The sequence below is a fragment of the Streptomyces sp. NPDC059740 genome, from assembly GCF_042733155.1.
Classification (GTDB): Bacteria; Actinomycetota; Actinomycetes; order Streptomycetales; family Streptomycetaceae; genus Streptomyces.
In genome coordinates, this window is sequence record NZ_JBHWGP010000002.1 from 262664 (window position 1) to 282121 (window position 19458).

Genomic DNA, 19458 nt, shown 5'->3' on the forward strand with positions numbered 1-19458 from the left:
CCGCAGGGCCACCCGGCACCCCGGCGCGACACCTGGCGCGCCGCTCGCCCCTCTTCCAGCCCCACTCCTGCCCGATATCGGGCAGAAATGTTGCAAACCTGGTCGGAGAAACGCAGTATCAACGAGTGCTCGATCGCCGCTCGCCCCATGATGACCTTGTCGACCATCTGACCCGCACCACGCCGCTGGACCGCGGCGAGGCCACCCGGGTGGTGTGGGACGTGCTCGCCTACTTCGACGAGACCGCCGCCGACTTCGTACGGCGCAGGCACCGCGAGCTCCAGGCCCGCGGCCTGCGCAACGAGGCGATCTTCGAGCGCATCGCCGAGGAGCTGCCGCACCGCGCGGTGGCGCCCCCGGAGCTGTCCCACCGGCAGCTCCGGCGTCTGGTCTACGGCTGACCCGACCGCCGTCCGGCTCCCGTGGCCCCGCGTGCGGGCGGGCCGCCGAGCCGGAACGGGAACGTCCAACCCCGAAACCTCCAGGAGGCACCATGTGCGGAATCGTCGGTTACATCGGCAGGCGCGAGGCCGCGCCCCTGCTGCTGGAGGGCCTCCAGCGGCTGGAGTACCGCGGTTACGACTCCGCGGGCATCGCCGTGCAGTCCGGCTCCGCCAGGAGCGGCCGGGGCGCCAAGGCCGCAGCCGCCGGTCCCGGTGAGCTGCGGGTGGCCAAGGCCAAGGGCCGGGTGCGCGACCTGGAGGCGCGACTGCCCAAGCGCTTCCCCGGTACGACCGGCATCGCCCACACCCGGTGGGCCACCCACGGCGCGCCCGGCGACACCAACGCCCACCCGCACACCGACGCCTCCGGCCGGGTCGCCGTCGTCCACAACGGCATCATCGACAACGCCTCCGACCTGCGCGCCCGCCTCGGCGGCGAGGGCATCGAGCTGGTCTCCGAGACCGACACCGAGGTCCTGGCCCACCTGATCGCCCGGTCCGACGCGCCCACGCTGGAGGAGAAGGTCCGCGAGGCGCTGCGCCACATCGAGGGCACCTACGGCATCGCGGTGCTCCACGCCGACTTCCCCGACCGCATCGTGGTGGCCCGCAACGGCTCGCCGGTGGTCCTGGGCATCGGCGAGAAGGAAATGTTCGTCTCCTCCGACGTCGCCGCGCTGGTCTCCCACACCCGGCAGGTCGTCACCCTCGACGACGGCGAGATGGCCACCCTCAAGGCCGACGACTACCGCACCTACACCACCGAGGGCTCCACCACCTCCGCCGCGCCCACCACCGTGGAGTGGGAGGCCGAGTCCTACGACATGGGCGGCCACGAGACGTACATGCACAAGGAGATCGCGGAGCAGGCCGACGCGGTGGACCGGGTGCTGCGCGGCCGGATCGACGACCGGTTCTCCACCGTCCACCTCGGCGGCCTCAACCTCGACGCCCGCGAGGCACGCGGGGTGCGCCGGGTGAAGATCCTCGGCTGCGGCTCGGCGTACCACACCGGCCTCATCGGGGCGCAGCTCATCGAGGAGCTGGCCCGCATCCCGGCCGACGCGGAGCCCGCCAGCGAGTTCCGCTACCGCAACGCGGTGGTCGACCCCGACACCCTCTACATCGCCGTCAGCCAGTCCGGCGAGACCTACGACACCCTCGCCGCCGTCCAGGAGCTCAAGCGCAAGGGCGCCCGGGTGCTGGGCGTGGTCAACGTGGTGGGCAGCGCCATCGCGCGGGAGACCGACGGCGGGCTGTACGTGCACGCCGGGCCCGAGGTCTGCGTGGTGTCGACCAAGTGCTTCACCAACACCGCGGTCGCCTTCGCCCTGCTGGCGCTCCACCTCGGCCGCATCCGCGACCTGTCGGTCTCCGACGGCAAGCGCATCATCGCGGGTCTGCGCCGGCTGCCCGAGCAGATCACCGAGGTGCTCAAGCAGGAGGAGGACATCCGGGCGCTGGCCGCCCACTACGCCACCGCCCGCTCGATGATGTTCGTCGGCCGGGTCCGCGGCTACCCGGTGGCGCTGGAGGCCTCCCTCAAGCTCAAGGAGGTCTCCTACATCCACGCCGAGGCCTACCCGGCCTCCGAGCTCAAGCACGGACCGCTGGCGCTGATCGAGCCCGACGTCCCCTCGGTGGCGATCATCCCCGACGACGACCTGCTGGAGAAGAACCGGGCGACCCTGGAGGAGATCAAGGCCCGCAGCGGCCGGATCCTGGCGGTCGCCCACCAGGAGCAGGAGAAGGCCGACCACACCATCGTGGTGCCGAAGAACGAGGTCGAGCTGGACCCGATCCTCATGGGCATCCCGCTGCAGCTCCTCGCGTACCACACGGCCACCGCCCTGGGCCGTGACATCGACAAGCCGCGGAACCTGGCCAAGTCGGTGACGGTGGAGTAGCAGCCACCCGCGGCCGTGGGCCGGCGGGACCGCGCCGGCCACCCGCCCCACGGCCTCCCGGCACCGCCCCGGTTTTGCGAACGGGAACGAAACGGGACGGCTGAAACGGTTCTGCGTCCAGGCGTTCTCAGCACCCCGCTCGTGCCACGGAGATCACCGGCCCGCGCGCAGCCCGGCCCCACCCCGGGGTCCGGGCTCCGCGCCGCCTGCGGGCGCCCGCGCAGCACCCGGCGACGAGGGGCGCACAGGCCCGCAGCGGGGCGCCTTAGGGGTCCTTGCAAGATGAGCGTCCGATGAGGTCGCGTGGTCCGGTGCCGTGCATCGCAAGGCGCCGGAGAGTCCTCGTAGCGGAGCTACCAGGGCTTTTCGGCAACGCCGCGAGGTGCAGTGCCAGACCACGCGGCCCGGGCGGGCATATGGCAAGGACCCCTTACACAGGCGGGGGACGCGAGGGCGCGCCGAGGACGGCACTCACCGGCTCTGCGAGCGCTTCGCCCGCGGAGGGGACGTCAGAGGACGTACGCCGGTTGACGTGACGGCCGCGGCAGAGCCGTCCGCGGCAGAACCGTCCGCGCAAGGACCGCATCTGACGGAGCGCCATGTACCGCCGGGCTGGGCAACGGTCCGGCGCGGAGCACCCGGAGGGCCCGGGCGCGCCGGGGTACGGGCCGTCAGGGCGACGAGCCGTCAGGGCACGGCGACGAGACCAGGCGAGAGCGCCGGCACCAGGTGACGGCGACGACGTCAGGGGATGACGATGACGGGGCGTTGGGCCCGGCGGGCCAGCCGGCCGGCGACCGAGCCGAAGATCCGCCCCACGAGGCCGTGGGTGGAGCCGACCACGATGGCGTCCGCGGCGTACTCCTCCCCCACCTCCTCCAGCTCGTGGCAGATGTCGCCGCCCCGCTCCACCAGCACCCAGGGCACGTCGGAGAGGTGGTCGGCACAGGCCAGTTCCAGGCCGAGGACCTCGGTGCGGTGGTCCGGCACGTCCGCGAAGACCGGGGGCTCGCAGCCCGCCCACACGGTGGTGGGCAGCCGGTTGGCGACGTGCACGACGACCAGGCCGGAGCCGCCTCGCCGGGCCAGGCCGATGGCGTACGACAGCGCACGTTCGCTCGACGTCGAGCCGTCGAAGCCGACGACCACGCCGTGCAGGAAAGCGGGATCGCAGGAGTGACGTCGGCGCTCCGCCGCCTTGAGGTCCGCCAGGGGGTCGGCGACCTGCCTGCGGTCCGCGGGTTCGGGAATCTCGTGACCGGCCATGTGAGTCTCGGCGGGTGAGGCCCTCGGGGTGAGGGAACGACGGACAACGGCGTGTGACTTGTTCCGACAGTTGACGAGCTGAACCGCTCGGAGGGGCCTCGGCGGCGGCTCTCGAAGGGCGATCCGGCCGGGATTCTCCTTACCGGGTCCCTTACCCCAAGAGTACGGCGCCACTCCCGCACTGCCCAGACTCCGTCAAGGTATGACGAACGCCGACGCAGAGCCGGCCGGCCCTCGAACGTTCCGTGGAGCATGCCGGAGGGAAGCCGGTATGGCAATGCCCCGGCTTGCTCCATACGCACCACGGACGGTGACCACCTCGCACCCGCCGCCGTTGTAGGAGTGTCCGCACGCCGCCCCGCCGGCGCGGGCCGCCGTCAACCCGTGGGCGCTGGAGGGAGCACGCCGTGCCCGGTGTGTCGAGGAGACAGGGCGACCCGGTGGGCGAGGTCGTGCGGTGGGCGGCCTTCAGTTGCCTGCTGGTTCCGCTGACCCTCCTGATCTGCGGTACGCCATGGCAGGCCGCCGCCCTCACCGCCGTCGCGCTGGGGATGCTGACCCTCGCCTGCCGGGCGCTGCTGCGCCAGTCCGAACGCGCGGCGGCCCGGCTGCTCGCCGAGCACCTGGCCCCGCACCGCGGCCGGCACAGCCGTACCGGCACCGGCGCGCACCGCGGCGGACGCCACCCCGCAGGTCGCGGACCGCGTCACTGACCGCGTCACCGACCTCGTCACCGCGCCCGCTCCGCTCACCGCGGTGACGGCGCATCCGCTGCCGTTCCTCGCCCTCGTCGGCTCGCTGGGGGCATCCTCTGGACACGATGGGCTCTTTTCAGCCAACTTCAGGGCGCCGAATACCCCTTGGCAAACGCGACCTGAGGTCTTCGTCCGCCCGGTCACGAAAGGATCGCGCAAGGCGGTTGGCGCCCACCGTGAACGGGCAGAGCGCGAAGGTGCACTTCCCAGCGGACCCGACGCGTGGAACCCTTCGTGATCGACTGCTTCGCGCCACGTAGCCATGTCGACTTACCTGTAGGTGGTGGACTGGCGGTCGACGTCCATGGGACACAGTAGATTCGATCTTGGTAGTGACGGCGGGGGAACAGTGCAGGACCGAGAGGGCGAGCCGACCGAGGGGGGCTTAGTGCCATGAGCCAGGACTCCGCTGCCGTACTAGACGCCACGCGAAAACTCGCCGCCCGGCGGCGCCGTGAAATCGTCGCGGTGCTCCTCTTCAGCGGCGGCCCCATATTCGAGAGTTCCATTCCGCTGTCCGTGTTCGGAGTGGACCGACAGGACGCCGGCGTTCCGCGCTACCGCCTGCTCGTGTGCGCGGGCGAAGAGGCGCCTTTGCGCACCACCGGGGGGCTCGAACTTTCCGCCCCCTACGGGCTGGAAGCCATTGCGCGCGCCGGCACAGTCGTGGTCCCCGCCTGGCGGTCGATCACCCAGGCCCCGCCGCCCGCGGCCCTGGACGCCCTGCGGCGCGCGCACGAGGAGGGCGCCCGGGTGGTCGGGCTGTGCACCGGTGCCTTCGTCCTGGCCGCGGCCGGTCTGCTGGACGGCCGTCCCGCCACCACGCACTGGATGTACGCCCCGACCCTCGCCAAGCGCTACCCCTCCGTCCACGTCGACCCGCGTGAGCTGTACGTCGACGACGGCGACATCCTGACCTCCGCGGGCACCGCCGCCGGCATCGACCTGTGCCTGCACATCGTGCGCACCGACCACGGCGCCGAGGCGGCCAACGCCCTGGCCCGCCGCCTGGTCGTGCCGCCGCGCCGCAGCGCCCCGGAACTGCACCAGGCCCGGTACCTGGACAGGTCTTTACCGGAGGAGATCGGCGCCGACCCGCTGGCCGAGGTCGTGGCCTGGGCCCTGGAGCACCTCCACGAGCAGTTCGACGTGGAGACGCTCGCCGCGCGCGCCTACATGAGCCGCCGCACCTTCGACCGCCGCTTCCGGACGCTGACCGGCAGTGCGCCGCTGCAGTGGCTGATCACCCAGCGCGTGCTCCAGGCGCAGCGCCTGCTGGAGACCTCCGACTACTCGGTGGACGAGGTCGCCGGGCGGTGCGGGTTCCGCTCGCCGGTGGCGCTGCGCGGGCACTTCCGCCGGCAGCTCGGCGCCTCGCCCGCCGCCTACCGGGCCGCCTACCGGGCCCGTCGGCCGCAGGCACCCGCCGAGCCGGGGGGTCTCGGCGGTGCGCGCCCGGAGGGCCCCGGCCACGGGGAGTGGGGGGACGCCGCGGCTGCCGACCGCCAGCCGGACCGCGACCGTCCCGGCCTCCCGGAGCAGCGCGGGGAAGGCCCGGCCCGCCACGAGGGCCTGGGCAGGGAGACGCATGCCCGGGCCGGCGAGGCGTTCGCGGCCCCCCGGGCCGAGGGCGGCCGGGTGCGCGCCGAGGCGGCCACCCGCCACGACCACGCCGACCGCCCCCCGGGTGAAGGCCGGGCCGAGCGCGCGGACCGCCTGGAACGGGCCCAGCGCGAAGGGGCCGGCTGGGCGGGCAGGCGGGAGCGGCCGGAACGCCCCGAGCGGGTGGAGCGGCCGGAGTGGGAACGGACCAGGCGCGCCGGCGCCTCGGCGTTCGTCGGGGCCCAGGGGGCACCGGGGACCGGCGGTGTGCCCGCGGACCGACCCGGCCCGGGGCCCTCGGGCGCCGCGGGAAACCCGCGTCCCTACCCGGCCGCCGTCCCGCCGCATCCGCCCGAGGCGGGGGAGGCGCCGTACGCCGCATGGTTGGCGGAGGCCCCCGCCGGCCTCACCGGTGCGCCCCCGGTCCTCCCCGTACGCAGGGAGCGCCCCTTAGGGTGAGACACATGAACGATCGCATGGTGTGGATCGACTGCGAGATGACCGGCCTCTCGCTGTCGACCGACGCGCTCATCGAGGTGGCCGCACTGGTCACGGACTCGGAGCTGAACATCCTCGGCGAGGGGGTGGACATCGTCATCCGTCCCCCCGCCGAGGCGCTGACCACCATGCCCGAGGTCGTGCGGGAGATGCACACCACCTCCGGGCTGCTGGCCGAGCTGGACGGCGGTACGACGCTGGCCGACGCGCAACAGCAGGTCCTGGAGTACGTGCGCAGTCACGTGCCGGAGCCCGGCAAGGCGCCGCTGTGCGGCAACTCCGTCGGCACCGACCGCGGCTTCCTGCTGCGCGACATGCCGGACCTGGAGAAGTACCTGCACTACCGCATCGTCGACGTCTCCTCCGTCAAGGAGCTGGCCCGGCGCTGGTACCCGCGGGCCTACTTCAACAGCCCGCCGAAGAACGGCAACCACCGGGCGCTGGCGGACATCCGCGAGTCCATCGCCGAGCTGCGGTACTACCGCGAGGCGGTGTTCGTCCCCCAGCCGGGGCCGGACTCCGACACGGCCAAGGCGATCGCGGCCCGCCACGTCCTGCCCGCCGAGGAGACCGCCCACCGGCCCTCGGACGGCACGGACGGCTCCACCCCGCCGACCACCGTGTGACCCGGCTCGCTCCCGGCCCACGGAAAGCCGGGAGCGAGCACCCCCGCCGACCCTGTACACTTTTTCTCGGCCGACAGGGAAAGATCCCGAAGCGGTCGTGGTGGGTATAGCTCAGCTGGTAGAGCACCTGGTTGTGGTCCAGGATGTCGCGGGTTCGAGTCCCGTTACTCACCCTGATGATTGAGGCCCCACCTGTGGAAACAGGTGGGGCCTCAATCATGCCTCGACCCGGTGGCACACCGCGGGTGCACGTCACCGCCCGGGCGTCCTGGGCCGGCCCGGCCTCCGGCACACGGCGCAGGTCGTGGAAGGGCCACGCGAGGACCAGCCGCGGCGCCGGCCGGCGTCCCACCACTCCCGGCATGCCGTCCTCCGCGCCTCGCGTCCCCGCCACCAGCCTCGGTACCCTCACGGCCACCGGGCACAGGGGGGAACGTGGACGAGGGACTGGCCACCTTCTACAGCGGCATCGGAGCGCTCATCGGCGCCGTCATCACGGCCGTACTGGGGGCGATCGTGACGCACCGTACGAGTCGCCACAGCGCTGCCGCAGCAGCGCAGGCCGTCGTCGACCAGGTCAAGGAACAGGCGCTCAGCGAGCAGGCGCACTGGATCCGGCAGCAGCGCCATGCGGCGTACTCGGCCGTTTACCGCGGATACGCCGACTTCGTGCTCTCCGTGGCCCCGTTCTCACGCGAGGACCGTGCAAGGGAGCGCCGGGAAGCGGGGGAAACGCTTTTCGAGAAGTACCACAACCTGGCGGCCGGCATCGCGGAGATCGCCCTCATCGGTCCTGACCAGGTGTCCGGTGCGGCAACCGACCTCAGAAAAGCGTGCAGGAAGGCATACAGGATCTGCGCCACGAGGGGCATGGAAGAGGAGACGTCCTCCTACGACGCGGAACTCGGGCAGGCGGAGACCGGGATGGGGCAGGCGCTTTCACGCTTCGAGACGGCTTGCCGGTCGGTGCTGCTGGAGGGGGCCGAATCCTCAGGCCACTGAAGGCAGCCGCTCCGGCCGCTGCCGAAAGCCAACCGACACCGGCCGAGGGGCAGTCGGCAGGGCGGCCGCTCGCCGGACCTCTCCCCCGCCCAGGCCGCCGACACGGTCGTCGACACCCCGCTGCACGGCGTCGGGGCGGCATGACAGCGACGTTCGGCGACGCCGGGGACGGGCGGCCATGGCTGACGCGGCCGGGTGGCGGCGGCGAGGTGTTCGCGTGAACCGGGCGGCGTGGGGGGCGTGGGTGCGCATGCCGAGGTAGGGCTTCGGCATGGCCCACTGGCACGCGTACGCCTGGATCGGCACCGGGGTTCCCGCGGACCCGGAGCGCCTCGACCCCTCGCAGCCCGTCCCGCCCCGGCTGGTCGCCGACTGGTTGCGGAAGGACGCCTCCCGGGTGGTGCACACCTACCGGAGCAGCGAGGAGGGGCGGGCCGCCGCCGGGCGGTGGCTGCGCGCCGAGTTGGAGGAACACCCGCGCGGCGCGGGCGACCTGCCGGCCCAGGTGCAGCTCGCCCACGCCGAGGACTGCCTGCGGCGCGGCACCGACGTGGTGTGGGGCTACTGGTCCCACGGCCGGTTCGTCTCCCGGGCGTTGGTCGCCTGCCCCCGCCAGGCGGCGGCCTGCCCCTACGGCGCGTGACACGGCGGGCGGCGGGCGGCGGCGTCAGCGGTCGCGGAAGACCGCGGGGGGCGGTGCCGGCGAGTCGGCGGCCGTTGCATCCGTGACCGGCGCGGCGCCGCCGGTGAGGTCCAGCAGCACCTGCCCCTGCTCCACCCGCGCGGACTGCGGGTCGGTGGCCGCCCGCCGGGTGAGCTCGGCGACCGGCAGCGCCCCGTCCGCGGCGAGCAGTACGGCGTTGCCGAACCGCTTGCCCCGCAGCACCGCCGGCTCCGCGGTCAGCGCCAACCGCTCGAAGACGGTGTGGACGGTCGCGATCTGGCCCCGCAGGAACGACAGCGGCGGCCCGTCGGCGAGGTTGGCCGCGTACCAGCCCCCCGGTCGCAGCGCCCGCGCCGCCTCCGCGACGAACTCGGCGCTCGTCAGGTGCGCGGGGGTGCGGGCTCCCCGGAAGACGTCGGCGATGACGAGGTCGGCCCATCCGTCCGGGACCTTCGCCAAACCCTCGCGGGCGTCCCCGCCCCGTACCCGGACACGCCAGCCGGGGTCCAGGGGCAGGTGTTCGCGCACCAGGCGTACCAGCGGCGCGTCGATCTCCATGACCTGCTGCGTGGAGCGCGGCCGGGTGGCTGCGACGTACCGCGCCATGGTGAGGGCGCCCCCGCCGAGGTGCACGACGCGCACCGGCTGCCCCGGCGGCGCGAGGAGGTCGACGAGGTGTCCGAGCCGGCGCTGGTAGGCGAAGTCGAGGTGGGACGGGTCGTCGAGGTCCACGTACGACTGCGGCGCCCCGTCGATCCGCAGCGTGAAGCCCCGGCGCCGGTCCGGGTCCGGCCGCAGTTCGGCCGTCCCTCCGTCCACGGTCGCGACGACCACGTCCTCGTCGGCGGTGCGCCGCCTGCTCCTGCCCATCCCCCCAGTCTCCCCCACCGCCCCGCCGACCCCACCGGCACCGGCGGCCCCGTGCGGTGGGGCGCAGCGCTCACATCGCGTCGAGCGCCTCGATGGTGCGGGCCGCCCTGCCCAGCGCCTCCCGCAGCACCGCCGGGTCCGTCGCCTGGTCGCGGGCGCCGTCCGGCGGCACGAGCCATCCGGTGCCCGCCACCGGCGGCTCGGGCGGGCCGGCGGCGGCCGCCACCGCCTCGCCCAGGGAGAGTCCGCGACCGTGGGTCTGGGTGCAGGCGCTGCCCGGCAGGTCCCAGCCCTCGGCGGTACCGGCCGGGACGAGGAAACCGAGGGTGTCGCAGGAGCCGTCGTGCAGCACCGCCCCGACCACGTCGCGCAGCCGCAGGATGTCCACCGCCTCCAGCCCCTGGCGGGCGGGGACGGTCACCAGGTCGCAGGGCTCCTCGTCGCGGCCGGCGTCGAGCGGGCCGTAGGCCTGGCCCGGCGGGTGCACGGCGGCTGGGCCGTCAGCCGGTGCGGTCTGGGCGTCGGCCGCCCCGCGGTGACCGAAAGTAATCGGGCCCTGGGGGCCGGCCACCGCTCCGTCCGGCAGGTCGGTGAGGTCCGTGCCGGGTCCCTCACCCGTCCCCGTGACTGCGGTCGCGGCGCCGACGGCACCCTCGCTCACGCCGGTCTCCCACACGGAAACCCCTCCTCTGACGCACCACTGCGTTACAAGGGGTTCAACGCCGGGAGGCGTCAACGGCTACGGCGTGACACCGCCGCAAAGGATGGCACTTCATGGCGGATCACGGATGGGATATGCCGTTTGTAGCCAAACTCTGAGTTGCAGCACCGTCACAGAGGGTACGGTCGTCCCGCCGTGCCACCCGGGTACGGCGACCGTCGGCACAGAGGGCAGGGAGGAACCGCCATGGCGTCGCCATCCACGCCGTCAGCGTCTCCGTCCGGCGCCCACCGGGCGCCCACCCGTCCCAACACCGCGTTCCGGGAACTGCGCGGGGCGCGCTCGCCGGGCGAGTTCGCCGCGGCGGTGCGCCGCGCCGCGCGCGAGATCGGCGAACAGGTCTCGTGCGACGCCCGTTACGTGGGACGAGTGGAGTCCGGGGAGATCAGATGCCCCAACTACGCCTACGAACGCGTGTTTCGGCACATGTTCCCGGGCCTCTCCCTCCAGGACATGGGCTTCCTCCCCCGGGAGCGGGTACGCGGTCGGGCGGCACACCCCGGGGCGGCCACCGCCCCGGTCCCGCCCGGCGGGGACCCCGGCTCCGTGCCGGAGAGCCCGCTCCGTCGACCGCCCTCCGGGCTGCGGACCGGTGACGGGGCCCCGCCCCTCACCGCCCCGCCCCGGTGGCCCACGCCCCACCCCGGCGTCACCCGTCACCACATCCACGAGGAGAGCGACGTGCTGCGTCGCGCGTTCATCACCGGCGGCCCGGCGGCCGCCCTGGGGGCCGGCGGCCTGCCCGGCCCGGCCCATCTGCCCGGACCACGCCGGGAGTCCGGCCCCCACCGGGCCGGCAGGCGCGAGGCCGCGGCCGTGGAGGAGGCGGTGCGCAACATCCGGCTCCTGGACGACCGGCACGGGGCGGAGAGACTCTACGAACAGGCCACCGGGAGACTGCGCGCCGCCTACGAACTGCTGGACGCCGGCGCGCAACGGCAGGCGGTCAACGACCGGCTGCACAACGGCGCCGGTGAACTCGCCATCTCCGTGGGATGGTTGGCGCACGACTCGGGCCGCTTCGACGCCGCCCGCTCGCACTACGGCGAAGCCCTGGCCACCGCCCGGATGAGCGGCGACGACGCCCTGGAGGCGCACGCCTTCTGCAACACCGCCTTCCTGGCGCGCGACGCGGGCCGCCCGCGTGAGGCGGTGCGAGCCTCGCAGGCGGCACAGCGCGCGGCCCGGCGCCTGGGCTCGGCCCGGCTGATGTCCCTGTTGTCCCTGCGCGAGGCGGGGGGCTGGGCCGGGCTGGCCGACCGCGGCGGATGTGAGCAGTCCCTGGCCAGGTCCTGCCGGTTCTTCGCCCAGGGGCCCTCGGAGGCGGACCCGGAGTGGATGTCCTTCTTCGGCGAGGCGGAGCTGGAGGGATTGCAGGCCCAGTGCTGGGCCGCGCTGGGCCGCTACGAGCGGGCGGCCCGGCACGCGCGGCGCGCGGTGGAGCTGCAGAACCCCCACTTCACGCGCAATATCGCGCTGTTCACCGCCGAACTCGCCGGCGACCTCGCGGGCAGCGGCTCCCCCGTGGAGGCCGCGGTGGCCGGCTCCCGGGTCCTGTCGCTGCTGGACCGCGTCCAGTCCGCCCGCATCCGCTCGATGGTGGCGGGCACCGCCCAGGCCCTCCGCCCCCACCGCCGGGACTCCCCCGAGGTCGCCTGGTTCCTGGAGCGGCACGCGGCCCTGACCCGGACCGCCTGACCGCTCCCGGGCCGCCCGGCACCACCCCTGCCTCCCGGCCCCTGCGCCCGGCGGGCGGCGGCGGACGCGGTGGGGCCGGGGCGGGAGGCGGCGCCGGGAGGAGGCCGGCCGCGGCGTCACCGTCCGACGGAACCGTCGAGCTGCTCCCGCAGGATGTCGGCGTGCCCCGCGTGCCGGCCGGTCTCCTCGATCATGTGCACCAGCAGCCAGCGCATCGTGGGCGGCGCCGTCTCCCGCAACGACCTGGCGCCGGGCTCCTCGAGGTCCCGGCAGGCCTCGACGACCCGGTTGCTGCGGGCTGCCGCCTCCCGGTAGGCGGCCAGCGCCTCGGACACGGTCTCCGCGCCGGGCGGCACCTCGTCGTCCAGCAGCGGCACGTCGGCACCCGCGTAGGCCCACTGGAACCAGTTGTCCTCGACGGCGGTGAGGTGCCGCACCAGGCCGAGGAGGCTGGTGCCGGAAGGCACCCCGGCGGCGCGGGCCCCGGCTTCGGGGACGTCGCGCACCTTGGCGGCGACCGCCTCCCGCAGGTAGTCCAGGAAGGTCAGCAGCGTGGTGCGTTCGTCGGCGGCCAGGCCGGGCGGGCGAAGGTCTGCTCTTGCGGTGGTTTCCGTCACGGACGGAGGCTACGCGGCGGCCGGGAGGAGGCCTAGCGTTGTCGCGCGGTCCCGCCTACTCCGCGTCCCCCAGGTGGCCGGTGTCGTTCCAGCGCTCCAGCGCCGGCTCCCCGTACGCCCAGCCCAGGACGGAGAGGGAGGTGGGGGCCAGCCGGATGCGGGCGCCGAAGGCGATGTCCAGCCCGAGCCAGCGGGCGCCCAGGGCGCGCAGGACGTGGCCGTGGGCGAAGAGGAGCACGTCCCGGTCGGCGGACCGGGCCCACTCGATGACACCGTCGACGCGTTCGGTCACCTCGGCCAGCGTCTCCCCCTCCGGGACGCCGTCCCGCCAGATGAGCCAGTCGGGGCGGCCGGCCTTGATCTCGGCCGGCGTCATGCCCTCGTAGGCGCCGTAGTCGAACTCCATGAGGGCGTCCCAGTGCCGGGCCCGGTCGCCGAAGCCGGCCAGCTCGCAGGTCTCACTGGCGCGCACCAGCGGACTGGTGCGGATCTCGGCGTCCGGCAGGCCGTGCCAGGGCGCCCGGTGGAGCCGCTCCCCCAGCAGCTTGGCGCCGCGTCGGCCCTCCTCCAGGAGGGGGATGTCCGTCCGTCCGGTGTGCTTGCCGGACAGGGACCATTCCGTCTGCCCGTGCCGGGCCAGCAGGATGCGCGGTGCCATGGGGGTAGACCTCTCGCCGCTCTCGGCGGCCATCTCGGAACGCTGTGCGCCGCTCGGGGCGGACGCCTCTCTCCTCTCCATCATCACCCACCCCCCGCCGCGCCCGCCGCGTGGGGAAGGCGGTGGTGGGGACGGCGGGGCCCGGCCCTTTCGCCGATTGTCGGCGGGGGGTGAAAGACTTCGGCGGATGAACGTATCCCGCGACAGCGCCGCCGCGGCCGGCCCGCCCCCGGGGCCGTCCGACGGACCGGTGCCGGCGGACCGGGCAGCCGGTGCCGGCGGACCGGCGGGCGGCGTCCCCGACCAGCGCGGCACCGGGCGCCTCGCCGAGCTGCGGGGGCCAGGCGTCGCGCCGCGTCCCCTCGACGCGCGTGCCATCGCGGCCCTCGCCGCCAACCCGGGCTGCCACCGCCGCGCCCTCCTCGACGGCGCCGGCGTCGACAAGGCGCGGCTGGCCCGGGCGTTGGGCTCGCCGGCGGACTACGGCCAGTCACCGTTCGCCTTCGCCCGCGGCAACACCTTCGAGGCGCGGGTGAAGGCCGACTCCGGCGCCGAGACGGTGCGCCTCCTGCACGGCTCCCTGCGCGGCGAGGCCGCCGCCCTGGAGCCGCCGGAGGCCGGCGAGATCCACGTCCCGGACGTCTCGGCGGCCGGTCCGCAGGGCCGGGCGGCACGGACCGCGCTGGCGCTGCGGGAGGCGACCGCACGCGGCGGCTGGTCCTTCCTCGACCACCCGATGCTGGTGCTGCACGTCGCCGGGGCACCGGCCTACCTGGAGCCGGACGCGGTCGTGGTGAGCCCCGACGGCCGCTGGACGGTCGTGGAGATCAAGTCCTTCCCGGTACTGGACGGTTCCGCGGACGCCGAGAAGGTGGGCGCCGCCGCCCGGCAGGCCGCCGTGTACGCGCTGGGGCTGGCCGGCGTGGCCCGGCACACGACCGGGGCCGGCGGGCGTACCCCGGAGGTGGAGACGGACTTCCTGCTCGTCTGCCCCAAGGACTTCTCCAACCTCCCCACCGCCCGCTCCGTCGACATCCGCAAGCAGATCGCCACCACCAGGCGTCAGTTGGCGCGCATGGCCCACGTCGAGGACCTCGCCGCACAGCTGCCCCCCGGCACCACCTTCGACCTGCGTCCGGAGGGCGAGGAGGGCACCCCCACCCGGCCGGTGGCCGAGCTGACCTCGGCGGTCGACGCGGTGGCCGCGGCCTACGCCCCCGAGTGCCTGGCCACCTGCGAACTGGCCTTCCACTGCCGGGCGCAGGCCCGCGCCGCCGGGTCGGTGGCGACCCTGGGCCGCTCGGTCCGCGGCGAGCTGGGCGGCCTGCACACCGTCGACCAGGTCCTGGCCGCTGCCCGCTCCGCCTCCCCGGGGAGTGCGCAGACGGACAGCGGGGAGCAGGACCCGGCCGCGGTGGCGCTGCGCCGGGCGGCCGCCCTGCGCGCCGAGGCGCTGGCCGAGGCCGCCGGCACCACGCAGCCCACCGAGACCGAGACCACCGACACCGCCGGGGAGGCGTGATGGCGCTCATCGACGCGCTGGCGCGGATGGAGGCGGTCGCCGCGGGCCGGGCCCGGCCGCTGACCACGGTCCGCCACCGACACCTCTCGCCGAACCCGCTCGTCCTCGTGCCGCTGACCACTGCCGGTGAGAGCGGGGCGCCGCTCGGGGCCCTGGTCGGCACCGACCGCGACAAGCCGACGCTGCTCACCGTGAACCAGCCCCGCGACCGGGACCTGCGCTCCGCCTTCCTCGCCGAACTCGCCGACGTGGTCCTGCCCTACGTCGACGCCTTCGCCGAGGACGTCGAGCACCTGGAGCGCAGGGAGACCGACCCGGCGACGGGCGAGCGCGTGACGGTGGCGGCCGAGCTGTGCCGGGACGCACCGCAGCTCGTCGTGCCGAGCGCCGCGGGCGTGGAGTTCGTCCGGCTGCTCGGTCGCTCGATGCGCTTCCGCCGGACGGCCGAGACCGACCCGGAGGCCGCCTACCCCGCACCGCCGCGGGTGCCGCTGCTGGGCCGCTGGCTGACGCACTTCGGCGAGCGGGCCCGGGTGCCCGGCTCCTGCCTGCTGGTGGCCGCCACCGGCCTGCTCACCCGGCACTGGGCCACCGGCCAGAGCGTCCTGGAGGACCAGCACCTCGCCTCGTTGCTGGCCTGGATCGACCCGCCGGCCGGCCTGTCCGGCGCGCGGGCCGCCGAGGAGGCCGAGCGCAGCCGGGACGAGCGCGGCCTGCTGCGCTGCCCGCCGGCCGGCCCCGCCACCGACCCCACCTTCGACAGCGTGGTGCTGGCGCCGGCGGTGGCCCGCTGGGACGCGGGGCTGCCCGGTGCCGGCGAGGCGCTGCGGGCCCTGCTGGAGGGGCAGCTCCGGCCGACCTGGGACGCCGTCTGGCACGCGCTGGACCTGCTGGGCGAGCTGCCCGAGGGCGCCCACGTGGCGGACCGCTGGCAGCGCGACCGCTGGTCCTACACCGCCCACCGGGACCGGGTGCGCGCCGGTGAGCCGCCCCAGCCGCGGCGGGACGACGCGGTCACCGCCGCGCAGAAGCTCGCCACCCGGGAGAGTGCGCACGCCCAGCTCGACGCCCAGGAGGCGCTGGACGACCCGCTGGTGATGGCGGGGCGGCGGATGGCGGGCGAGGCGCTGGCGGGTGAGGTGACGGCCGTGGAGATGGCGTTCTCCGAGGGGCGCCGCGCCATGCCGCGCCCACTGGTCTCGGTCCGCTCCCGCGACGAGGCGCGCTGGCCCGCGGGGACCCGCCTGCACCGCGCCCTGCCCGACGGGCGCAGCCAGCCGGCCGAGGTGGTGGCCTGGGAGAACGAGCCGGCGGCGCCGGGGGACGAGGGCGTGCTGGTGGTGCGGCTGACGGGCGGCATGGGGCGTGGGAAGACCCCGGAGGAGGGCTCGGTACCGAGCGAGGGCGACCGGGTGTGCTGGACGGCCTTCGAGCACGCGCCCCGCGGCGGCCCCGGGCTGCCCGCCCCCGAGGACACGCCCTGGACGCACGGCGGACCACCCGGCGACCTGCCCGGACCCGCCGCTCCGGCCGCAGCCGCCGGCCCCGCCGGGCACGGTGGGCCGGCGGCGGGAGGGGCCGCCGGGGAGGCGGGGCCGGCCCGCCCGCCCGCGGTCACCCTCCCCCTGGAGGAGCCCGACCCCGTCACCGCGGAGGACTTCCTGTGAGTCACCCCGTCCCCACCGCGGCCGGTACCGCGGCCACCGAAGCGGACCGGCTCGCCGCCGCCGACCCGGGGGCCGCGGCCACCGCGGCGACCGAGGCGATCCTCCACGACACGCTGCACGACGAGCGGCGCGGCGTGGTGGTCGACTCCCCGCCGGGCGCCGGCAAGTCCACCCTCGTGGTGCGCGCCGCCCGGGAGCTGGCGGCGGCCGGGCGTCCCCTGATGATCGTGGCGCAGACCAACGCGCAGGTCGACGACCTGGTGCAGCGCCTGGCCGCCAAGGACCCCGACCTGCCGGTGGGGCGGCTGCACAGCAGTGACCCCGGTGCCTACGACGAGGCGCTGGACGCCCTGCCCTCGGTGCGCACCTCCGCCCGGGTCGCCGACCTCGCCGGTCTGGACGTGGTGGTCTCCACCGCGGCGAAGTGGGCCTGGACCAAGGTGGACGAGGGCTGGCGGCACGCCATCGTCGACGAGGCCTACCAGATGCGCTCGGACGCGCTGCTGGCCGTCGCGGGGCTCTTCGAGCGGGCTCTGTTCGTCGGCGACCCGGGGCAGCTCGACCCGTTCAGCGTGGTGGAGGGCGACCAGTGGGCGGGGCTCTCGCACGACCCGTCGGCCAGCGCGGTCGCCACGCTGCTGGCGCACAACCCGGACCTGCCGCAGCACCGGTTGCCGGTGTCCTGGCGGCTGCCGGCGTCCGCCGCGCCCCTGGTCTCCCGCGCCTTCTACCCCTTCACCCCGTTCCGCAGCGGCACGGGCCCGGGCGAGCGCACCCTCACCTTCACGGCGCCCGCCCGGGCCACCCCGGTGGACGGCGCGCTGGACGAGGCGGCCCGCTCGGGCTGGGGCCTGCTGGAGCTGCCGGCGCGCCGCACCCCGCGGACCGACCCCGAGGTGGTGGCGGTCCTGGCCGAGCTGGTGCGGCGGACGCTGGAGCGGGAGGGCCGCACCTTCGGCGAGGGCGGGCCGCGCAGCTCGCCGCTGACCGCCGACCGGGTCGCCGTCGGGACGGCCCACCGCGACCAGGCGGCGGCGGTGCGGGCGGCGTTGGCCGCGGCCGGGGTCGAGGGTGTGACGGTGGACACCGCCAACCGGCTGCAGGGCCGGGAGTTCGATCTGACGGTGGTGTGGCACCCCCTCTCCGGGCGGCCCGACGCCACCGCGTTCCACCTGGAGACGGGGCGGCTGTGCGTGCTGGTCTCCCGCCACCGGCACGCCTGTGTGGTGGTGGCGCGGGCCGGGATCGCCGAGCTGCTGGACGCCCACCCCTCCGTGGAGCCGGTGCAGCTGGGCGTGGCGGTGCGGTTCCCGGACGGCTGGGAGGCGCACCACGCGGTGCTGGCCCGTCTGGCGGAGCACCGGGTGGGCTGGGGCTGACGGCCGGGACCACCGGGCCCGGCCGCCCGGGGCGTGCCGGGCGGCCGGGTCGGCGCGCACCGGCGGGAGTGCCCTCTTGCGTCCCGCGGGACAATGGGACGCGGCACCCGATCTGGAGGTAGTACATGTCCGAGCCGCATCCGGCTCCCGACCCGCGTGGCCCCTCGTCCGCACCGCGGCGCATGCGGCCGGTGCCGTTGATGTTCGAGCCGCCGGAGGCCGCCTCCGACCCGGAGCACTTCTTCGACCTGGAGTCGATGGAGGACCCCGGGGAGCTGCTGGCCCGTGCGACGGAGCTGACCCTGGCGTTCCGGGCGGCGGCCGACCGGGCCATGGAGTACCAGGCGATGGCGGCGGCCCAGCTCGCCGATCCGCGGCGGTTCGACCGGCTGACGCCGGGGGCGCTGGCCGAGCGGGCCGACTGGACGGAGGACTACGCCAGGAAGATGGTGGAGTTCGGGCGCGACCTGATGCGGTCGGGCGCCGACGGCGGGCAGTCGCCGGACGCCCCCGCCTGACCGGGGCCGCCCGCCTTCCCTCCGCCGTCCGTCCAACGGGACGGGCGTCCGGCCGGCCACCGCCGCCCGGGCTTTACGGCGCTCCGGGCACCGGTTCCCCGCTCGCCGTACGGGCGGCGCGGCCTCCGCGGTGCGTCGGTGAGGCCACGGGGTGATCCCCTTGGCATATGCGCAGGAGGGAAGATAGCGCCTCCTGACACCTCCTGTCCTGGTTTCCGGTGATCCGCCGGTACCGCATCCGTCGTCTCGGTAGACCTGAGGGCATGACCGAACGGCATATCCCCTCCGCCCGTCCCGGCTCCCGGCTCCAGCTCGCGGGGCGCGCCGCCGGGCACGGCCACCCTCACCGGCCGCGCGCCGTGGCGCCCGCATCCCAGGCGTGTGCGTACGTGACGCTGGCGGGGGCGGAGTGGCTGGCGTCCGCGAGTGACCGGCCGGGGGCGGTCCGCCAGGCGTGGCTGGACCGGCCCACCGTGCCGGCCGTCCTGCCCTGCGGACGGGAGTTCGACGTGGTCAGCGCGCCCCTGGTGTTCGGGTCCGCGCTGGTGGACCGGCTCTGGTCGGACGGTCCCGGCTCGGGCCCGGTCGCGGTGCACCGCGGCCGGGTGCTGGTGTTCACCGCCCCGGGCACCGCCTCGCGCCTCCCCGCCCTGCTGCGGTGGCTGACGGCCCCGGTCACCGGTTCGGCCCGCACCGCCGCCGGTCCGCCGCCGGTGCTGTGCCACGGCCGGGGGGACGCGGTGACCCTGCCGGCCCTGTACCCGGAGCCGGCCGACGAGGAGTACCGGGGGCCGGCCACGCCGCTCGCCTCGCGGTGGCTGGTCGCGCCCGAGGTCCGGACGCCGTGGCTGCCGGGCCCGGAGGCCCTGCTGTGGGCCTGCGTCCGCACCGCCCGCCCCGGAGGGCTCGCGGGCCGGGGGCAGGAGGACGGGGTCACGGTGGCCTGAGGGGCGAGAACAAGCCGTCCGGCGGTGCCCGCAGCCGCCGCCGAAAGCGATTTTTGCCGGTGGCCGGACGGGTGCTAAGGTTTTCCACGTCAGCAGGC

17 protein-coding genes, 1 tRNA gene and 1 pseudogene are annotated in these 19458 nt (G+C 75.3%); 14 read left to right on the top strand and 5 right to left on the bottom strand.

Going from position 1 to position 19458, the window contains the following annotated elements; translation table 11 throughout:
* The first annotated feature begins 125 nt into the window (after positions 1-125).
* A complete protein-coding gene (locus ACFV3R_RS03885; RefSeq protein ID WP_385574963.1) occupies positions 126-401 on the top strand; it encodes a hypothetical protein in 276 nt (91 codons plus the stop codon).
* A 92-nt stretch (positions 402-493) separates the two neighbouring features.
* Positions 494-2350: a glutamine--fructose-6-phosphate transaminase (isomerizing) gene (gene glmS, locus ACFV3R_RS03890; protein ID WP_385574966.1), complete on the top strand. Its 1857-nt coding sequence runs from the start codon at positions 494-496 to the stop codon at positions 2348-2350.
* A gap of 744 nt (positions 2351-3094) precedes the next feature.
* On the opposite strand, the gene ACFV3R_RS03895 is transcribed toward glmS, so the two are convergent.
* Positions 3095-3616 carry a universal stress protein gene (locus ACFV3R_RS03895; protein ID WP_385574971.1) on the bottom strand — a complete coding sequence of 174 codons (522 nt, stop codon included), beginning with the start codon at positions 3614-3616 and terminating at the stop codon, positions 3095-3097.
* A 407-nt stretch (positions 3617-4023) separates the two neighbouring features.
* On the opposite strand from ACFV3R_RS03895, the gene ACFV3R_RS03900 reads away from it, so the two are divergent.
* From ACFV3R_RS03900 to ACFV3R_RS03925, 6 genes and pseudogenes are all read left to right on the top strand, one after another.
* Positions 4024-4329: a hypothetical protein gene (locus tag ACFV3R_RS03900; protein ID WP_385574974.1), complete on the top strand. Its 306-nt coding sequence runs from the start codon at positions 4024-4026 to the stop codon at positions 4327-4329.
* 435 nt (positions 4330-4764) lie between these two features.
* Positions 4765-5803: pseudogene (locus ACFV3R_RS03905) on the top strand (helix-turn-helix domain-containing protein); the annotation flags it as partial.
* 634 nt (positions 5804-6437) lie between these two features.
* A complete protein-coding gene (orn, locus tag ACFV3R_RS03910; RefSeq protein WP_385574977.1) occupies positions 6438-7097 on the top strand; it encodes an oligoribonuclease in 660 nt (219 codons plus the stop codon).
* 100 nt (positions 7098-7197) lie between these two features.
* Positions 7198-7270: transfer RNA gene (locus tag ACFV3R_RS03915), tRNA-His, on the top strand.
* Positions 7271-7532: 262 nt separating this feature from the next.
* Entirely contained in the window at positions 7533-8099 is a 567-nt protein-coding gene (locus tag ACFV3R_RS03920) for a hypothetical protein (protein WP_385574981.1), read from the top strand.
* 271 nt (positions 8100-8370) lie between these two features.
* Positions 8371-8742 carry a hypothetical protein gene (locus tag ACFV3R_RS03925; protein WP_385574986.1) on the top strand — a complete coding sequence of 124 codons (372 nt, stop codon included), beginning with the start codon at positions 8371-8373 and terminating at the stop codon, positions 8740-8742.
* A gap of 24 nt (positions 8743-8766) precedes the next feature.
* Here ACFV3R_RS03925 and ACFV3R_RS03930 read toward each other — a convergent pair whose 3' ends face one another.
* Entirely contained in the window at positions 8767-9633 is an 867-nt protein-coding gene (locus ACFV3R_RS03930; protein ID WP_385574991.1) for a spermidine synthase, read from the bottom strand.
* Positions 9634-9703: 70 nt separating this feature from the next.
* Positions 9704-10294 carry a hypothetical protein gene (locus ACFV3R_RS03935; protein ID WP_385574995.1) on the bottom strand — a complete coding sequence of 197 codons (591 nt, stop codon included), beginning with the start codon at positions 10292-10294 and terminating at the stop codon, positions 9704-9706.
* A 246-nt stretch (positions 10295-10540) separates the two neighbouring features.
* Here ACFV3R_RS03935 and ACFV3R_RS03940 point away from each other — a divergent pair, with 246 nt between their 5' ends.
* On the top strand, positions 10541-12052 hold the full coding sequence (locus ACFV3R_RS03940) for a tetratricopeptide repeat protein (protein ID WP_385574998.1): 1512 nt from the start codon (positions 10541-10543) through the stop codon (positions 12050-12052).
* Positions 12053-12168: 116 nt separating this feature from the next.
* Here the strand turns inward: ACFV3R_RS03940 and ACFV3R_RS03945 are convergent, their stop codons facing one another.
* Together ACFV3R_RS03945 and ACFV3R_RS03950 are read right to left on the bottom strand one after the other, a co-directional pair.
* Positions 12169-12669, bottom strand: coding sequence for a DinB family protein (locus ACFV3R_RS03945; RefSeq protein WP_385575001.1), 501 nt, complete (start codon positions 12667-12669; stop codon positions 12169-12171).
* A 55-nt stretch (positions 12670-12724) separates the two neighbouring features.
* Entirely contained in the window at positions 12725-13327 is a 603-nt protein-coding gene (locus tag ACFV3R_RS03950; protein ID WP_385575004.1) for a histidine phosphatase family protein, read from the bottom strand.
* Positions 13328-13514: 187 nt separating this feature from the next.
* Here ACFV3R_RS03950 and ACFV3R_RS03955 point away from each other — a divergent pair, with 187 nt between their 5' ends.
* The 5 genes from ACFV3R_RS03955 to ACFV3R_RS03975 all read left to right on the top strand — a co-directional run bounded on the left by ACFV3R_RS03955 (position 13515) and on the right by ACFV3R_RS03975 (position 19360).
* The gene (locus ACFV3R_RS03955) at positions 13515-14849 is read left to right on the top strand and encodes a hypothetical protein (protein WP_385575007.1); all 1335 of its coding nucleotides are present in this window, start codon (positions 13515-13517) and stop codon (positions 14847-14849) included.
* Positions 14849-16516, top strand: a complete 1668-nt coding sequence (locus ACFV3R_RS03960) for a hypothetical protein (RefSeq protein ID WP_385575011.1) — start codon at positions 14849-14851, stop codon at positions 16514-16516. Before ACFV3R_RS03955 ends, ACFV3R_RS03960 begins: the two co-directional genes overlap by 1 nt.
* A gap of 98 nt (positions 16517-16614) precedes the next feature.
* The gene (locus tag ACFV3R_RS03965; RefSeq protein ID WP_385575492.1) at positions 16615-17895 is read left to right on the top strand and encodes an AAA family ATPase; all 1281 of its coding nucleotides are present in this window, start codon (positions 16615-16617) and stop codon (positions 17893-17895) included.
* A gap of 125 nt (positions 17896-18020) precedes the next feature.
* Complete coding sequence (locus ACFV3R_RS03970; protein WP_385575016.1) at positions 18021-18413, top strand: hypothetical protein; 393 nt, start codon at positions 18021-18023, stop codon at positions 18411-18413.
* A gap of 263 nt (positions 18414-18676) precedes the next feature.
* Positions 18677-19360, top strand: coding sequence for a hypothetical protein (locus tag ACFV3R_RS03975; protein WP_385575020.1), 684 nt, complete (start codon positions 18677-18679; stop codon positions 19358-19360).
* Positions 19361-19458: the final 98 nt, after the last annotated feature.

Coding starts and splice junctions, on each gene's coding strand:
- glmS (WP_385574966.1), top strand. CDS start 494: ATGTGCGGAATCGTCGGTTACATCGGCAGGCGCGAGGCCGCGCCCCTG.
- ACFV3R_RS03895 (WP_385574971.1), bottom strand. CDS start 3,616: ATGGCCGGTCACGAGATTCCCGAACCCGCGGACCGCAGGCAGGTCGCC.
- orn (WP_385574977.1), top strand. CDS start 6,438: ATGAACGATCGCATGGTGTGGATCGACTGCGAGATGACCGGCCTCTCG.
- ACFV3R_RS03925 (WP_385574986.1), top strand. CDS start 8,371: ATGGCCCACTGGCACGCGTACGCCTGGATCGGCACCGGGGTTCCCGCG.
- ACFV3R_RS03930 (WP_385574991.1), bottom strand. CDS start 9,633: ATGGGCAGGAGCAGGCGGCGCACCGCCGACGAGGACGTGGTCGTCGCG.
- ACFV3R_RS03940 (WP_385574998.1), top strand. CDS start 10,541: ATGGCGTCGCCATCCACGCCGTCAGCGTCTCCGTCCGGCGCCCACCGG.
- ACFV3R_RS03950 (WP_385575004.1), bottom strand. CDS start 13,327: ATGGCACCGCGCATCCTGCTGGCCCGGCACGGGCAGACGGAATGGTCC.
- ACFV3R_RS03955 (WP_385575007.1), top strand. CDS start 13,515: ATGAACGTATCCCGCGACAGCGCCGCCGCGGCCGGCCCGCCCCCGGGG.
- ACFV3R_RS03960 (WP_385575011.1), top strand. CDS start 14,849: ATGGCGCTCATCGACGCGCTGGCGCGGATGGAGGCGGTCGCCGCGGGC.
- ACFV3R_RS03970 (WP_385575016.1), top strand. CDS start 18,021: ATGTCCGAGCCGCATCCGGCTCCCGACCCGCGTGGCCCCTCGTCCGCA.
- ACFV3R_RS03975 (WP_385575020.1), top strand. CDS start 18,677: ATGACCGAACGGCATATCCCCTCCGCCCGTCCCGGCTCCCGGCTCCAG.